Origin of the sequence: Amphiplicatus metriothermophilus (genome assembly GCF_900199215.1) — a bacterium.
GTDB classification, from domain to species: domain Bacteria; phylum Pseudomonadota; class Alphaproteobacteria; order Caulobacterales; family Parvularculaceae; genus Amphiplicatus; species Amphiplicatus metriothermophilus.
On sequence record NZ_FZQA01000001.1, the window covers coordinates 33,143 to 48,059 of the forward strand.

The 14,917-nt window shown below is 67.9% G+C and carries 16 protein-coding genes; 3 read left to right on the plus strand and 13 right to left on the minus strand.

From position 1 onward, the window contains the following. Nucleotides 1-38: 38 nt before the first annotated feature. From CHB64_RS00200 to CHB64_RS00225, 7 genes are all read right to left on the minus strand, one after another. Nucleotides 39-1,022: a DUF3179 domain-containing protein gene (locus CHB64_RS00200; protein ID WP_089410586.1), complete on the minus strand. Its 984-nt coding sequence runs from the start codon at nt 1,020-1,022 to the stop codon at nt 39-41. A gap of 90 nt (nt 1,023-1,112) precedes the next feature. After that, entirely contained in the window at nt 1,113-3,026 is a 1,914-nt protein-coding gene (gene dxs, locus CHB64_RS00205; RefSeq protein WP_089410587.1) for a 1-deoxy-D-xylulose-5-phosphate synthase, read from the minus strand. 279 nt (nt 3,027-3,305) lie between these two features. Continuing rightward, nucleotides 3,306-3,449: a hypothetical protein gene (locus CHB64_RS15175; RefSeq protein WP_159462348.1), complete on the minus strand. Its 144-nt coding sequence runs from the start codon at nt 3,447-3,449 to the stop codon at nt 3,306-3,308. 25 nt (nt 3,450-3,474) lie between these two features. Then, complete coding sequence (locus CHB64_RS00210; protein WP_143265902.1) at nt 3,475-3,861, minus strand: hypothetical protein; 387 nt, start codon at nt 3,859-3,861, stop codon at nt 3,475-3,477. A 55-nt stretch (nt 3,862-3,916) separates the two neighbouring features. Next, complete coding sequence (locus tag CHB64_RS00215; protein WP_089410589.1) at nt 3,917-4,162, minus strand: exodeoxyribonuclease VII small subunit; 246 nt, start codon at nt 4,160-4,162, stop codon at nt 3,917-3,919. Nucleotides 4,163-4,176: 14 nt separating this feature from the next. After that, nucleotides 4,177-4,791 (minus strand): histidine phosphatase family protein, encoded by a 615-nt coding sequence (locus CHB64_RS00220; RefSeq protein WP_089410590.1) that lies wholly within the window; start codon nt 4,789-4,791, stop codon nt 4,177-4,179. Nucleotides 4,792-4,834: 43 nt separating this feature from the next. Further along, nucleotides 4,835-5,764: a histone deacetylase family protein gene (locus tag CHB64_RS00225; protein WP_089410591.1), complete on the minus strand. Its 930-nt coding sequence runs from the start codon at nt 5,762-5,764 to the stop codon at nt 4,835-4,837. Between the two features lie 134 nt (nt 5,765-5,898). On the opposite strand from CHB64_RS00225, the gene CHB64_RS00230 reads away from it, so the two are divergent. Next, nucleotides 5,899-7,362 carry a M20 family peptidase gene (locus CHB64_RS00230; protein WP_089410592.1) on the plus strand — a complete coding sequence of 488 codons (1,464 nt, stop codon included), beginning with the start codon at nt 5,899-5,901 and terminating at the stop codon, nt 7,360-7,362. On the opposite strand, the gene CHB64_RS00235 is transcribed toward CHB64_RS00230, so the two are convergent. From CHB64_RS00235 to CHB64_RS00260, 6 genes are all read right to left on the minus strand, one after another. Continuing rightward, nucleotides 7,359-8,204 (minus strand): MOSC domain-containing protein, encoded by an 846-nt coding sequence (locus CHB64_RS00235; protein ID WP_089410593.1) that lies wholly within the window; start codon nt 8,202-8,204, stop codon nt 7,359-7,361. The genes CHB64_RS00230 and CHB64_RS00235 overlap by 4 nt on opposite strands. Before the next feature lie 90 nt (nt 8,205-8,294). After that, on the minus strand, nt 8,295-9,182 hold the full coding sequence (locus tag CHB64_RS00240; protein ID WP_089410594.1) for an SDR family oxidoreductase: 888 nt from the start codon (nt 9,180-9,182) through the stop codon (nt 8,295-8,297). Between the two features lie 61 nt (nt 9,183-9,243). Continuing rightward, nucleotides 9,244-9,462, minus strand: coding sequence for a hypothetical protein (locus CHB64_RS00245; RefSeq protein WP_089410595.1), 219 nt, complete (start codon nt 9,460-9,462; stop codon nt 9,244-9,246). A 180-nt stretch (nt 9,463-9,642) separates the two neighbouring features. Continuing rightward, nucleotides 9,643-10,029, minus strand: a complete 387-nt coding sequence (locus tag CHB64_RS00250; RefSeq protein ID WP_089410596.1) for a type II toxin-antitoxin system death-on-curing family toxin — start codon at nt 10,027-10,029, stop codon at nt 9,643-9,645. Between the two features lie 6 nt (nt 10,030-10,035). Next, a complete protein-coding gene (locus CHB64_RS00255; protein WP_089410597.1) occupies nt 10,036-10,263 on the minus strand; it encodes an AbrB/MazE/SpoVT family DNA-binding domain-containing protein in 228 nt (75 codons plus the stop codon). Between the two features lie 60 nt (nt 10,264-10,323). Beyond that, on the minus strand, nt 10,324-12,123 hold the full coding sequence (locus CHB64_RS00260; RefSeq protein WP_089410598.1) for an acyl-CoA dehydrogenase: 1,800 nt from the start codon (nt 12,121-12,123) through the stop codon (nt 10,324-10,326). Nucleotides 12,124-12,233: 110 nt separating this feature from the next. On the opposite strand from CHB64_RS00260, the gene CHB64_RS00265 reads away from it, so the two are divergent. Further along, entirely contained in the window at nt 12,234-13,226 is a 993-nt protein-coding gene (locus CHB64_RS00265) for an L-threonylcarbamoyladenylate synthase (RefSeq protein WP_089410599.1), read from the plus strand. A 224-nt stretch (nt 13,227-13,450) separates the two neighbouring features. After that, the gene (locus CHB64_RS00270; RefSeq protein WP_089410600.1) at nt 13,451-14,872 is read left to right on the plus strand and encodes an FAD-binding oxidoreductase; all 1,422 of its coding nucleotides are present in this window, start codon (nt 13,451-13,453) and stop codon (nt 14,870-14,872) included. Nucleotides 14,873-14,917 lie beyond the last annotated feature (45 nt).

Sequence of the window (14,917 nt, forward strand, 5' to 3'; positions counted from 1 at the left end):
CGCTTCGAAAACCAGCGGTCGCCGCCGCAAGCGCAACCTCAGACGCGCCACTCTCCGTCTGGATGAAAGGCCGCGAAAACGAAGGCGAAAACCACGTCATAGGGAACGGGCCGCCAGTCGCCCGAAGGCGCGCGGCGCTCGACCACAACGCTGCCCACGTCCCTGCCCTCCGCGATAGTCGCAGCGTCCAGCGCCGAAGCCTGGCCTGGCGTCCAGGCGAAGCGCAGATCGCCGTCGATCAGTACGCCGGCCTCGGCGATGGCCGTCATCCGCCAGGCCGTATCGTCCACCACCACGCGCTCCATTTTTGAAAAGCCTTCAGGCGGTTCCGCGAAGACGTTGAAGGGCCGGCCGCGGGTATCGTAATTCACATAAGGATTTCGCCCATATGCGCGCAGGCGCGGGTCATTGGGCTTGAGCACGACGCCTTGCGGATAGGCGCGGCGAAACTGCTCGAAAGAGATCAGCCTTGCGGGGAGACGTTCGAGCCGCGCGCCGGCTCGCGCGCCCACCAACGCGCGCCCCGTATATTGCTGCCACCAACTTTCGCTCGCGCGGTCGTACATCACCAGATCGGAATTGCGCAGAATACCCGTGACTCCGAACGTCGTAATCTCGCCTTCGACCGTTCTGTCGAAAACCACGGCCGCATTGCACAAAGGGCAGAACGTAACCACGACAGGCCGGCCTGCGACGACATCGTTAACGATCTCGTGCCACATCAGAATCGAAAGCGGATAGGCGCGCGCGTCGCCATCAATGCTCAGCGCGATCACCGGCTCGCGCGGATCGTAGCGCGCAGCCGCGATCTGCTCGAATACAGGTTCGTCGATTGCAGGAATGCCGTCCTTGGGCGGTCCGCCCGGCATGAATTCGGAAGGCGGAGCCAGACATCTGGAAAAGTCCGTGTGCGGCCACTGACGCCAGTTCGGCCAGTCCCGGCGGTCATACTCGCTCGCGGCCTCCGCAACGGCGAACAGAAGAAACGCCAACGCCGTAATGGCTGAAAGACGGCATCCCATCGCGGACCTCCGCGGGAAGGCTATCCTCCGCGCATGCAGCGTCGCAACTCACGATGGTTCACGCTTGACGAAGCGCTCTCTCCGCCGCTCTCAACCGCGCAGGTTCACGACCTCCGCCGAGCGGCCGAGCGCTTTCATGACCGTCTCGACGATATGCGGCGCGTTAAGCCGGGCGACATCGTACATCTTCTCGGGCTTGTCCTGGTCGATATAAACGTCAGGCAACGTCATGGTACGGATCTTCAACCCTGCGTCCAGCAAGCCTTCGCCGGCGAGGAAATGGAGCACGAAAGCGCCGAAGCCGCCGACGGACCCTTCCTCAACCGTCACGACGACTTCATGATGGCGAACAAGCTGGCGGATAAGGTCATGATCAAGCGGCTTGGCGAAGCGCGCATCCGCCACCGTCGCGGAAAGGCCGTGCGCCTCCAGACTGTCGGCGGCCTTAATGGCCTCGGCGAGCCGCGCACCGTAAGAGAGGATCGCGACTTTCGTCCCCTCGCGGACGATCCGCCCTTTGCCGATTTCGAGAATCCGTCCCTGCTCGGGCAGCTCGACGCCGACGCCTTCCCCGCGCGGATACCGAAACGCGATGGGCCCTTCGTCATAGGCCGCCGCGGTCGCCGTCATATGCACCAGCTCCGCCTCGTCGCCGGCGGCCATCAGCACCATGTTCGGCAAGCAACCGAGATAGGCGATGTCGAAGGCGCCCGCATGCGTCGGCCCGTCGGCGCCGACGAGGCCCGCGCGGTCCATCGGAAAGCGCACCGGCAGGTTCTGCAAAGCCACGTCGTGCACGACCGAATCATAGCCGCGTTGCAGAAAGGTCGAGTAGATCGCGCAGAACGGCTTCATGCCGTCGGCCGCAAGCCCGGCGGCGAAAGTCACCGCGTGCTGCTCGGCGATGCCCACGTCATAGCAGCGGTCGGGAAACGCTTCGGCGAACAGATCGAGACTCGTGCCCGACGGCATCGCCGCAGTGATGCCGACGATGAGCGGGTCCTTCTCCGCCTCCTTGATGAGGGCCTTGGCGAAGACCTTCTGATAGGCCGGCGCGTTCGGCGCGCCCTTGTGCTGCTTGCCGGAGACGACGTCGAACTTGGCGACGCCGTGATATTTGTCCGCCGACTGCTCCGCGGGCGGATAGCCCTTGCCCTTTTTGGTGACCACATGGACGAGCACCGGCCCGTCGTCCATGTCGCGGACGTTCTCGAGCACCGGAATGAGATGGTCAAGATTATGGCCGTCGATGGGACCGACGTAGTAAAAGCCGAGCTCCTCGAACAGCGTGCCGCCGGTGACCATCGCGCGGCCGTATTCCTCGGCCTTGGCGAGCTTGTCATAGAGCGCCGGCGGCAGGCGCTTCATGAACTGTTTCGAGATCTTGCGCACGCCCTGATAGAGCTTGCCGGAGGCCGCGCGCGCGAGATAGGCGCTCATCGCGCCCACCGGCGGAGCGATTGACATATCGTTGTCGTTGAGAATGACGATCAGGCGCGTGCCGAGATGGCCGGCGTTATTCATGCCCTCATAGGCCATGCCGGCCGACATCGATCCGTCGCCGATCACGGCGACGACGTTGTTCTTCCTGCCGAGATGATCGCGCGCGCGGGCGAATCCCAGGGCGGCCGAAATCGATGTCGCGGCGTGCGCCGCGCCGAAGGGATCGTATTCGCTTTCCGCGCGTTTGGTGAAGCCGGAAAGCCCGCCCCCCTGGCGCAGCGTGCGAATGCGCTCGCGCCGGCCGGTCAACACTTTATGCGGATAGCACTGATGGCCGACGTCCCATACGAGCCGGTCGTCAGGCGTGTTGAAGACGTAATGGATCGCCACCGTGAGTTCGACCACGCCAAGTCCGGAGCCCAGATGCCCGCCGGTGACGGAGACCGCGTCGATCACCTCGGCGCGCAGCTCGTCGGCGAGCTGGCGCAACTGATTCTTCTCGAGTTTGCGCAAATCGGCCGGATATTTGACGGCGTCGAGCAGCGGCGTTTCCACAGGCATGGGGATTCCCCTTTCCTTTCGGCCCGGATCGCCCCCCGGCCCGGCCCCTGGCGCGCCGCGCCGCAGGCCGTCCCATCGGGAGCGGCAAGCCGCCTTAATAGCGTTTCCGGCGGTTTTCTCCAGTCAATTTCCGGAAAGAACCACAGCACAAAGGCCGGATTAGGGCCGGGCGTGACGTCCGGGCAACCATCGCGCGGCGAGAAAAAAGCGCCCGCCCCGAAGGGCGGGCGCCCCGGTTCATGCGCGCTCCCTCAGGAGCGCGTCAGGCGCCGCCTGTTTTCAGCAGAACGGGCAGCACCCTGCGGCCGCCAGCAGCCGGCAGCAGCCTTCGACCGCGCTTGTAACGGTCTCCGGCGCAGCGGCGTAGGCGACGCTGAGGCTCGCGCCCGCCGCGACGAGCGCAATGAAGAGTTTGCGTTTCATCGATTTTCTCCGTGATAGGTTGAACTCAGCAAATGGAGCGGCCCGCCCGGCGCGGCGGCGGCGCGGGCGGCTGGATCGCGAGCCCTGCGCGCGCCTCGTCCGACAGGCCGGCTCTGTCGCCGCCGCCGGACGGAAGTCCGGCGGTCGGCAGGGCGGGAAGGATGACGGCGTTGCAGGAGACGAGGCAGGCCGCGACCCCCGCCCTTGCGCCCTCATCGCAACAGGAGCCGTCTCCGACCGCGCCCCGGCCTTCGGCGCCGTGCGCGCAATCGTGCGCCCCGGGTCCGGCCTGCGCCGTCCCGTCGTGACGCGCGCAGGCGGCGAGATTGGCCGCGACGGCCGCCGCCGGAGCGAGAACGACAGCGGCTGCAAAAGCGACGAGCGCGATCAGCACCGGCTTTCCGAGCCTCATGGCGCGGAGGCTACGCCGGCCGGCCGGAAGGGGCAAATCACATCCCGCCGCGCGTCTATTCGAACTTCGCCGGCTCGGCGCGCACGGCGCCGCTTTCGTCGACGACGATCTTCTCGATCTTCTCCTGCGCGGCCTTGAGCTTGGCCTCGCAGTGCGCCTTGAGCGCGGCGCCGCGCTCGTAAAGGGCGATGGAGTCTTCGAGGGCGACCTGGCCCTCTTCGAGCTTGCGCACGATCTCTTCGAGCTCGGCGAGGGCCTTTTCGAAGGAGAGCGCGGCGATGTCGTTCGGCGCTTTGGCCATGGCTGTTCGTCCTTTCATTCGGCGGCGGCGGCCGCGGTCCGCGCCGGCGCGCGGGCGCAGGCGGGCTCGTAGACCCGCCATGACCAATAGCGGTTGCCGCCCTCGCGGCCGGTCCGGCGCCAGCCTTCCCGACGCAGCCGCCGGTCGATCATCCAGTTGAGATAGCCGTGGGCGCACAAGAGCACGTCGCCTTCCTCGGCGAGGCCGGTCAGGCGGCGGGCGATCTCGCCGACCCGCCGCCAGGTCTGCCAGTGGTTCTCCACCCCGGCGGGCGCATAGCCGAGAATCCAGAACAGGCGCGAGAGCACCCCCCACTGGCCCGGCGAGAGCCTGAGGAACGGAATCGGCGGGGGCGGCAGCGGCGCCTCGACGAAAATCGGGTCGGCGGGAACCTTGCGGCGGCCGAGCGTGACGTCGCGGGCGGTCTCGATCGCTCGCGGCAGCGTCGAGGAAAGCACCGTCTTGGCGCCGGCGGCGAGCTCGACCAACGGCGCCGGCGGCTCCTCGTCCGGATGCAGGCCGCTGGCGTCGTAGCGGGCCCACCAGTCGCCATATTCGCGCGCCGTGATCTTCACGTCGCGCGCGAGATTCGGCCGGCCGTGCCGGGCGGTGATGATTCGGCCTGACATGTCGCTCCCGCAGCCCTTAGACGCCGACCTTATCGCGCGGTTTTCAGCCTTCCATCAAGGCTTTGACATGGGTCGCGACGGAGCGCGCAAGGGCGTCGAGATCGTAGCCGCCTTCCAGGAGCGACACGAGCCGGCCGCCGGCCTTGTCGCGCGCGATCCCCAGGAGTTCGCGGGTGATCCAGGCGAAGTCGTCCTCGGTCAGGAGGAGCCCGCCCAGCGGGTCGGCGCGATGGGCGTCGAACCCGGCCGAGACGACGATGATATCGGGGGAGAAATCCGACAGCGCCGGCAGGAGCCGCTCGCCCCAGGCGCGGCGGAAAGTCTCTCCGTCCGCGCCTGTCGGCAGGGGCGCGTTGGCGATGTTGCCCGTCGCGCCGCGGTCGCTCTCCCGGCCGGTGCCGGGATATTGCGGCCATTCGTGCGAGGAAGCGTAGAAGGCCGTTTCGTCATGCCAGAACGCCGCTTCCGTGCCGTTTCCGTGATGGACGTCGAAATCCACGACCGCGACGCGCCGGGCCCCGTGAGCGGCGCGCGCGTGCAGCGCGGCGATCGCGGCGCTGTTGAAAAAGCAGAAGCCCATCGCCCGTTCCGGCTCGGCGTGATGGCCGGGCGGGCGGGCGGCGACGAAAGCGTTCTTCGCTTCTCCCGCATAGAGCGCGTCGACCGCGGCGACGCCGGCGCCGGCCGCGCGCAGGGCCGCCTCAAGACTCGACGGGCCCATGAAGGTGTCGGCGTCGAGCCGGGCGAAGCCGTCGTCGGGCGCGGCGCGCTCGACCGCCTCGCGGAAAGCCCTGGGATGCGCGCGCTCGACGGCTTCGGCGCGCGCGCGCGGGGCCTCGCGGCGGTCGAGCCCTGCGAAATCGTCTCCCGCGAGCGCGGCCTCGACGGCGTGGTAACGCGCCTGGCGTTCCACATGACCGTCGGGAACCTCATGCGCCCCGAAGGCGGGATGCGTATAAAGCAGCGTCGTCATGAGGCCTCCCGATATCTTCTGCACGCGCCTTACGCATATGTGACCGGGCCGCGCTGCGCGCCAGTCTCGACCGTCCGGGACCGCCAGCCTAGTCTGCGCGCGCTGGCGCGCGCCAGCGCGGAAGGGGACGCTCCATGAAAAAGCTCGCGCTCGCCGGCTTCGCCGCCGCGCTCGCCGTCATCGCATTGTGCGCGGCGCGCGCCCTCATGCTTTCCGGCCCGCCCCCTTCCGAAGGCGCGATCCTCGCCGCCGACCCGGCGCGCGGGGCGGAGGTCGCAGCCCGCCTGTCGCGCGCCATCCGGTTCCGGACGATCTCCTGGGGCGATGGGCGCGCGCCGGACGCGGAAGCCTTCGCCGGCTTCGCCGGTTATCTGGAAGAAGCCTATCCGGCCGCGCATGCCGCCATGACGCGCGAGACGGTCAATGCGCATTCCCTGCTTTATCGCTGGGCGGGGACGGACGCCGGCGCCAAGCCGATCGGCTTCATCGCCCATATCGACGTCGTGCCGATCGAGCCGGGCACGGAGGATCAGTGGACGCGCCCGCCTTTCTCCGGCGCCATTCACGACGGCGCCGTATGGGGGCGCGGCGCGCTCGACAATAAGGGCCAGATCATCGCGCTGATGGAGGCGGCCGAGCGCCTCGCCGCGGCCGGATTCCGACCGACGCGGGACGTTTACTTCCTGTTCGGCCATGACGAGGAACTCGGGGGCCATGACGGCGCCGGGGCGACGCGGGCGCTGCTCGACGAACGCGGCGTTCACTTCGCCTGGACGCTCGATGAAGGCTCGGGCCTCGTCGAGGGGATCATTCCCGGCGTGGAACGGCCTGTCGCGTTAATCTCGACCGCGGAAAAGGGCTCGACCACGCTGCGTTTCACCGCCCATGCGCCGGGCGGGCATTCCTCGACGCCGGGGCCGGACACGGCGGTCAGCCTCGTCGCGCGCGCCGTCGCGGCGGTCACGGACAATCCGCACCCCCTAGAGTTCGACGAGAACGTCGTCGCCTTTCTGCACGCCATCGCGCCTGAGCTGCCTTTCGCTCAGCGGCTCGTCCTCGCCAATCTCTGGCTGACCGGCCCGATCGTTAAAAAGCAGCTCGCCGCCGACCGGGTGACGGCGGCTTCGATGCGCACCACCACCGCGGCGACGATCATCGAAGGCGGGACGAAGGTGAACGTTCTGCCGCAGCAGGCCTCGGCCATCGTCAATTACCGCATTCATCCGCGCGACTCGGTCGAAGGCGTGCGCGAACGCGCCAAGCGTCTGATCGACGACGAACGCGTCACGATCGAAACGCTCGGCGGCGTCGCGCCGAGCCCGCAGGCCTCGACCGAGGCGGAAGGCTATCGCGCCGTCGCGCAAAGCGTCACGGCCGTGTTCGGTCCCGTCGCCGTCGCGCCGTCGCTCACCCTGCAAGGGACTGACACGCGCCATTACGTCGGCGCGGCGGACGACAACTACCGCTTCACGCCCTTCATCTATCGCACCGACGATCTCGCCCGCATTCACGGCACGGACGAGCGGGTCATGATCGAAGACCTCGTACGCGGCGCGGCGTTCTACGAGGACCTCATCCGCCGCGCGGCGGGACCTTAAGCGAAGGCGAGCGGCCAGCCTTCCTCGCGCGTTTCGAGAACTTCGACCGCGTCGCCGACTGAGAGGCCGCGCCCTTCGCGCAGGATCGCGTTCCAGCCGAAGAGGACGCCAGGAAGGTCGGGATGCGCCGACCGGCGGATGCGGGCCAGGGTCTTGAGCGGCTCGCGGCCCGTGCGCGCGCCGGTGGTCTGGTCGGCGGTCGTCACCATGCAGCGCGTGCAGGGCTTGACGAGCTCGATCACGCTCGCCCCGAGGCGCAGCGCGCGCCAGCGGTCCTCCGTCCACGGACCGGCGCCGTCGATGACGATGTTGGGCCGGAAACGCTCCATGCCGACCGGCGCGCCGCCTTCCGCCGCGATCGCGTCGTTGAGCGAGTCAAGCGAGGCCAGATTGGTCACGAGCAGCGGATAGGCGTCGGCGAAGCTGACGGGCGTTTGCGGGCCCCATCGTCCTGAAGTCGCGCGCCGGGCCGCGTCATCCATATGAAAGAGCCGCGCGGGACGGCCGAGCGCCTTGGATAGCCAGTCCGCCGCCGCATCGCCGGCGTCGAGGGCGTCGATCGCATCCTTCCACACCCTGATCCGACGGCGGCCGGCCGAGGGATCGGGACGGGCGACGATCTCGCCTGCGCCGTCGGCGTTCAGACGAACGCCGCCGGGAACGGGCCGCGCGACGATCCGGGCGAGCGCGGCGCATTCGCGCTGGGTTAGAAAACCCCCGTCAGGATCGGCCGCGACCCAGCGCCGGTCGCCTTCGAGCCCGCGCAGCTCCAGCGCGGCTTCCTCGCACGCGACGCCGCGGGCGGATTTAAGCGGATAGAGATGAAGAGAGGAAACGCGCAAGCCGACGGACTCAGGGTTCAGGTCTCAGGTTTCAGGGCTTAGCATTTTCGGAGCGCGCCGCCACCCCAGGCCCGAAGCTGAAACCAAGCCCTATCCCTCGCCGATCATCGTCCTCGCCAGGGTCTCGGCCACGCCGGGCGGCGGAGCGTACTGATCCGGCACGAAGAAGTCGGGAATGAGCTTGCGCGAAGGGTCGACGCGATATTTCTCAAAATCGGTCACGCCGTTCTCGTAAAGGAACGTGTCGTCAATCAGGAAGTTGCCGGTGAAGTCGCGCGCCGGCTTGGTGAAAATCAGATGCGCCGCGTCGGCGATGATCTCCGGCGTGCGCGAGGCCTTCATCATCTCGTCCCCGCCGAGGGCGAATTTCACCGCCGCGGTGGCGATCGCCGTGCGCGGCCACAGGGCGTTGAAAGCGATCCCGTCCGCGGCGAATTCCTCGGCCATGCCGAGCGTGCACATCGACATGCCGAACTTCGCCATGGTGTAGGCGACATGCGGCGCGAACCATTTCGCGCTCATGTCGAGCGGCGGGGAGAGCATGAGCACATGCGGGTTCTCCGCCTTCTTCAGATGCGGGATGCAGGTTTTCGAGACGAGAAAGGTCCCGCGCGCGTTGACCTGATGCATCAGGTCCCAGCGCTTCATCTCGGTCGCCTGCGTGCCCGTGAGCGAAATCGCCGAGGCGTTGTTCACGCAGATGTCGATCCCGCCGAATTTCTTCGCGGTCTCCTCGACCGCCGCCTGCACCTGGTCTTCAAACCGGATGTCGCAGACGAGCGGCAGCGCCTTGCCGCCGGCTTTCTCGATCTCCTCGGCGGCGGTGTAGATGGTGCCGGGCAGATGCTTGTGCGGCTCGGCGGTTTTCGCCGCCACGGCGACGTTCGCGCCGTCGCGCGCGGCCCTGATCGCGATGGCGAGCCCGATGCCCCGCGAGGCGCCGGTGATGAAAAGCGTCTTGTCCCTGAGCGCGGCCATGACCTGTCTCCCGCCGGATGCCGGGCGAGACTACGCCAGGACGCACGGCTTGCCCACCGCGTCACGCAGCCCGCTCGCGCGCCGCGGCCAGACAGTCGCAGCCGATGACGCGGCAGGCTTCCTCAAGCGTGCGCGCGCGCTCGGTCGTCTCGAGCCGCCGCTCCTTTCCGTCCAGCGTATGGGTTCTCCAAACAAGGCTGATCGCGACATGGTCGTTCACGATGGCGCAGCCGAAGCCATGCGAATCCACATGGCGCTTGATGCTCAAAAGGTCGTACATCGCGGGCGTTTCCCGGATTGAAACGGATGATGCGGGAATGCGGAGAGCGCAACGGCGCGATCCGCGCGAAAGACTAGCACGATCGGCGCGCGTGTGAACGCCGCAAACGCGCGCCGTCGAAAATTTAATCCGTATCGGGATGTGGAAAACTTTTCGCGGCGGCGAAACCGCGCGCGCCCGTCACGCCTTTTTACAGTTCGCCTTCAGCCACAGCGCGAACTCTTCTTCGCTCGCCTCTCCGGCGGCGAGCGCGAGCATCGCTTCCACGACCTCTTTATCCGTCGCCGTCAACGTCCATCCGTTCAGCAGCAGAAATGTCGCCGCCGCCATGAACCCGGCGCGTTTGTTTCCGTCGACGAAGGGATGGTTTTTCACGATCCCGAAGGCGTAAGCCGCCGCCAACTCGAACAGATCGGGCTCGCCATAGGCCGCCATGTTTTCGGGTCGAGCTAACGCGCTCTCAAGCAATCCCTCGTCGCGCACGCCTGCAGCCCCGCCATGTTCGGCGAGCTGCTCGGCGTGAAGCGCCGTCAATGCATCTCGGCGAAGCCAAATCCAGCCTGCCACGACGGCTTACTTCGCAAGCTCGCGCAAGGCGTTCCGATACCGTTTTGCGATCGACCGGCCGGCGTCCAGTTGTCGTTTCAATTCGGGATCATAGGGACGCAACTCGACGCCGTCGGGCGTCTCGACCACAAAAAGATCGTCCCCTTTGCCGACGCGCAATTTGACCAGCAACTCCTTGCTGAGCACGACGCCAAGCGAATTCCCGATCTGGCGGATTTTCACGTGCTCGGTCATGACGAGGCTTCCGGTTATAACGAGCGTTACTTATAACTATCGTTATAACCGGTCAAGCCTTCAGCCGGTCAGCGCCTCGGGGTCGAGCCGGGCGACGCTTTCGGCGCCCGCCGCGATCGCCTGGGTCAGGCCCGCGGCTTCGGTCAGATAGTTCTCGGCGAAGAAGCGGGCGACGGCGATGCGGCCTTCGAGATAGGCCTTGTCGGCGCCTTCTTCGCCGAGCATGAGGGCGGCCGCCATCGCGCCGCGGGCGAGATAATAGCCGCCGGCGACGTTTCCGAACTGCTTGAGATATGGCGTCGCGGCGGCGAGCGCATCGTGCTGGTCCTTCTTCGAGGCTTCGAGCAGCCAGTCGGTGGACGCTTCAAGGGCGTTCGCGGCTTCCTCGAGGCGCGCGCCGATGCGCTTCAGCTCGGGACGCTTGCCGGCCCTGGCGATGACCGCCTCCTCCTTGACCTTGCGGATGAAAGCCTTCGCGGCCGTCCCGCCGTCCATCTGCAGCTTGCGGCCGACGAGATCCATCGCCTGGATGCCGTTCGTGCCTTCATAGATCGCAGCGATGCGCACGTCGCGCATGTGCTGGGCCGCGCCGGTCTCCTCGATATAGCCCATGCCGCCATGGATCTGCACGCCGAGGGAGGCGACCTCGTTGGCGCGATCCGTGGACCAGCCTTTCGAGATCGGGGTGAGCAGGTCTTCGAGCGCCTTGGCCTCCTTGCGCTTCTTCTCGTCGGGCGCGCGGCGCGCGAGATCATAGGCGACCGCGTTGGCGTAGCAGATCGCCCGGCTGGCCTCGACGAGGCTCTTCATCGAGTAAAGCATCCGGCGCACGTCGGCGTGCTCGTAGATGGGAATCATCTCGCCGGCCTTCACGCCGGGCGGGCGGCCTTGCCGGCGCTCGAGCGCATAGGCGAGCGCGCGCTGGAAGGCGCGCTCGGCGACGCCCACTCCCTGCACGCCGACGTCGAGACGCGCCGCGTTCATCATGACGAACATGTTTTTGAGGCCCCGGTGCTCCTCGCCGAGCAGCGTCCCGTAGCATTCGCCCTTCTCGCCATAGGCCATGACGCAGGTCGGGCTGCCGTGCAGGCCCATCTTCTCTTCGAGCTTCAGGCACTGCACGTCGTTGCGCGCGCCCAGCGAGCCGTCCTCGTTCACATGAATCTTCGGCACGAGAAACATCGAGATGCCCGCGGTGCCTTCCGGCGCGTCGGGCAGGCGCGCGAGCACGAGATGGACGATGTTGTCCGTCATGTCGTGCTCGCCATAGGTGATGAAGATCTTCTGCCCGGCGATCTTGTAGCGCCCGTCGCCGGCGGGTTCGGCCTTCGTGCGCAGCGCCGACAGGTCCGAGCCCGCCTGCGGCTCGGTGAGGTTCATTGTGCCGGTCCATTCGCCGGAAACCATCTTGGGCAGATAAAGACGCTTCTGTTCGTCCGTGCCCGCATGAAGCAGGGCCTTCACCGCGCCGGTGGTGAGCGTCGTGCCGATGGCGAAGGACATGCAGGCCTGGTTGAGCGCGTCGACGAGCGCGATGGCGAGGGTCTGCGGCAGGCCCTGCCCGCCCCATTCCTCCGGGAAGGCGAGCGCGTTCCACCCCCCTTCGACATATTGCCGATAGGCTTCCCGGAAGCCTTTCGGCGTGCGCACGACCCCGTTTTCGAGCCGGGCCGGATCGCGGTCGCTCGGCTCGTTCAAGGGCGCGACGACATTGTCGCAATATTTCGCCATCTCGCCGAGGATCGCCGCGACCAGATCGTCGGACAGATCCGCGAAGGCGCCCGTCTTTTCGAGCGCGCCGAAACCCGCCATGTGCTCCAGGGAGAAACGCATGTCGCGGACGGGCGTTGCGAAGGACATGACGACGGCTCCTTTCGGCTTGCTTTGCCGCTCAATATGTGTCGCAAACGGCGGCGCGCGGCTAGGCTCAGATGCAGCCCGCCAGGCGGAAACCTCAGTCCCGGAGACGCATGAGCGAGATCGTCGAAGCCCTGACGGCGGCGCAGACCGCCCGCGCCGCCCGGCGCGCCGGCGAAATTCTGCGCGCCGGCGGGCTCGTCGGCCTGCCGACGGAAACGGTATACGGCCTCGCCGCCGACGCGACGAACGACCGCGCCGTCGCGCGCGTCTTCGAGGCGAAGGGAAGGCCCGCCTTCAATCCGCTGATCGCCCATGTGCGCGATCTCGACATGGCGAAGGCGCACGCGGTCTTCTCGCCGCTGGCCGAAAGGCTGGCGCGCGCCTTCTGGCCGGGGCCGCTGACGCTCGTCCTGCCGCGCCGGGCGGATTCAGGCGTTTCGCTTCTCGCTACGGCCGGACTCGATACGATCGCCCTGCGCGCGCCGGCGCATCCGGCCGCGCGCGCGGCGATCGAGGCGGCGGACCGGCCGCTCGCCGCGCCGAGCGCGAATCCTTCCGGCGCGGTGAGCCCGACGACGGCCGCCCATGTCGCCGAAGGTCTCGGCGACAGGGCGGACCTGATCCTCGACGGCGGGCCGTGTCCCGTCGGGATCGAGTCGACCATCGTGAAGGTCGAGGGCGAGGATCTCGTCCTGTTGCGCCCCGGCGGCGTCGCGCGCGCAGCGATCGAGGCGGTCGCGGGCCGGCCTTTGCGCCGCGCCGCCGGCGCGGTCGAGGCGCCGGGCATGCTGGCGAGCCACTACGCGCCCGCGGCGCGCCTGCGCCTTGACGTCGAAACGCCGCGGGCGGACGAAGCCTTTCTCGCCTTCGGCGCGCCGCCGGGCGATCATCCCCATACGTTTCTTCTGAGCGAAGCGGGCGATGCGGTCGAGGCCGCGGCCAATCTCTTCGCCATGCTGCGCGCGGCGGACGCGCTTTGCCGCGAGAAGGCGCTCAAGGGAATCGCCGTCGCGCCGATCCCGGCGAGCGGCCTCGGCGAGGCGATCAACGACCGGCTCGCCCGCGCCGCCGCCCCGCGAGAGGGATCGGGGATCGGGGATTAGGAAAGACAATCAGGCGGTCATCCCGGATGCTGCGCAGCATGAAATGCTGCGCTGCTGATCCGGGATCGCCTTCGGCAGGCTCTGCGCCCGCGGCACGCGATCCCGGGTCTGCGCCGCATCGCTTCGCGCCTGCGCCGCACCCGGGATGACGCATATCTCTCATTCCATCCCCCAATCCCTCGTCCCCTTGACCTTGGCGGGGCGAAGGCGATGATGCGCGCGCGATGACCGACCGCCCGTCCATTCCCGCCCCGCCCGCCGCCGCGCTCGACGCGATCCGGCGAGCCGTCGGTCCGAAAGGCGTAATCGAGGGCGCCGACCGCGCGCCTTACTTGAGCGAATGGCGCGCGCGCTGGCCGGGCGAGGCCGCGCTCATCGTCGCCCCGGCCTCGACGCAGGAGGTCGCAAAGGTCGTATCGATCTGCGCGGCGCACGGCGTCGCGATCACTCCGCAGGGCGGCAACACCGGCCTCGTCGGCGGGCAGATCCCCTATGGGAACGAGATCCTGCTGTCGTTGCGCCGGATGCGGACGATCCGCGACGTCTCGCCCCTCGACAACACGATGACCCTCGACGCCGGCGTCGCCCTCGCCGAGGCGCAGCAGGCCGCGCGCGAGGCTGGCCGGCTCTTTCCCCTCTCCATCGGCTCCGAGGGTTCGTGCCAGATCGGCGGGGTCGTCTCGACGAACGCCGGCGGGGTGAACGTGCTGCGCTACGGCAATATGCGCGACCTCGTGCTCGGCCTTGAAGCCGTCCTGCCCGACGGGCGCGTCTGGAACGGGCTCAAACGTTTGCGCAAGGACAATACGGGCTACGACCTGAAGCAGCTTTTCATCGGCGGGGAAGGCACGCTCGGAATCGTCACCTCGGTCGTCGTCAAGCTTTTCCCCCTGCCGCGCGAGACGGTGACCGTCTTCGCCGGCGTTCCGGACCCGGCGGCCGCAGTCGCGCTGCTCTCTCACGCGCAGGACGAAACAGGCGGGCTCGTATCGAGCTTCGAGCTCATGGGCCGGCTCTGCCTTGATCTCGTGCTCAGGCATATTCCGGACACGCGCGATCCGCTCGGCGCGCCCCATCCCTGGCACGTGCTGATGGCGTTCTCTTCGAGCGGCGGGGGCCTGCGCGCGCGCGTCGAGGCGCTGCTCGAAAGCGCGCTCGAAAAAGGCCTACTCGCCGACGCCGCGATCGCGCAGAACGAACGGGAGGGCGCCGATTTCTGGCGCCTGCGCCATACGATTTCCGAGGCGCTCAATCACGAGGGGCTCGGGGCGCGGCACGACGTGTCCGTTCCGACTGCGGACATCCCCGCTTTCCTGGAGGCCGCCGGCGCCGAGGTCGCTTCGCTCGCGCCCGGCGCGCGCGTCGCGGCCTTCGGCCATATCGGCGACGGCAACGTGCATTACGACGTCGTCCCGCCCGACGGAGCCGCGCCGGACGCGCTCGACGGGCTGCGCCCGCAGATCGAGGAGCGCGTCTATGACGTGATCGCGCGGATGGGCGGCTCGATCTCGGCCGAGCACGGCGTCGGCCGCCACCGGCGCGCGGCGATCGCAAAACGCAAGAGCGCCGTCGAGCTCGACATGATGCGCGCGATCAAGAAGGCGCTCGACCCGCAAGGGATCATGAACCCCGGCAAGATGCTCTGACCGCACTTTGACGCAAATCGCTCGCCCGCCCATTCCGACTTTCGC